A 558-nucleotide genomic window follows, 5' to 3' on the forward strand; every position below is an offset into this window, starting at 1 on the left:
CGAGGGTTTCCAGCGCGTCGATGGGGCGGCCCCAGGCTTTCTCGATCATCGCGTCAGCCTGGTTGAGGGCAGTTGCGTCGGACACGGGTGGCTCCGGAGAGTGAGAAGGGAACGGTGGTCAGCGGCTGTGCCCTGGGCGCGGGACCTGCGGAGCCGACGGCGGGCGCGGTGCCGGGATGAACGGCCGTGCGCCGACAGGCGAGGACGCCACGGTGGAACGCGAGTTGGCAACCTGGGCACGGCGGACGTCCAGGGGAGTCGGCACCGGAGGATTGACCGGGGTAGCCGTTGCCTGCGGCGGAAGGCGGCGCAGATCGCCGCCGCAGCGGATGACCGGTGCCGGGTCGGTGAGCGCGGTGTTCATCGCAGCGACCAGGCCCTCCGGAGTGAAGGAGGAGGCAGTGGCGTACCACTGGTTCCCGGGCGGTCCGGCCAGCATGAGCCAACGCTCTTGATGGCCCGTCATCTCTGCGGCGTGGTCCAGGCGGGTCCGGCGCAGGTGGACCTCGGCCAGGCCGTCCGGGGACTCGAAGGAGACGTCGGCCGCGCCGTAGCGGT

1 protein-coding gene is annotated in these 558 nt (G+C 71.5%); it reads right to left on the reverse strand.

The annotated features are described in order from the left end of the window. Positions 1–118 precede the first annotated feature (118 nt). Positions 119–558, reverse strand: a 440-nt coding sequence (locus tag RB628_RS41215; protein WP_318325746.1) for a DUF317 domain-containing protein, incomplete at its 5' end; no start/stop codon positions are given.

Source organism: Streptomyces sp. ADMS, assembly GCF_033441795.1.
Lineage (GTDB): Bacteria > Actinomycetota > Actinomycetes > Streptomycetales > Streptomycetaceae > Streptomyces.